Here is a 264-nt window from a genome sequence, read left to right on the forward strand (position 1 = left end):
GAAAAAATAAGAAGTAATGAGCTGTTTTTCTTAACCTTCTGTGGTCACGGTTATTATATGAAAGATCTTCTAAAGAAAGAAATTGATGGCGAAGATGAGATGATAGTCCTGAGTGACAGGTATTTTCTGGATGATGAAATAAGAAATGCTTTGTCATGGTTTCCCAAAGACTGCTATGTTTTCATCATATTTAATTGTTGCTATGCCGGAGAGTATTTTGATAATCTAAAGGTATTTCAAAAAAAGATTAAACCTATAAAAGAC

1 protein-coding gene is annotated in these 264 nt (G+C 31.8%); it reads left to right on the forward strand.

What is annotated here, in order from left to right:
• Positions 1 to 264, forward strand: a 264-nt coding sequence (locus R2R70_RS20910) for a hypothetical protein (RefSeq protein ID WP_410979037.1), incomplete at both ends; no start/stop codon positions are given.

This window comes from Cobetia sp. SIMBA_158 (assembly GCF_046566945.1).
In the GTDB taxonomy this organism is placed as follows: Bacteria; Pseudomonadota; Gammaproteobacteria; order Pseudomonadales; family Halomonadaceae; genus Cobetia; species Cobetia amphilecti.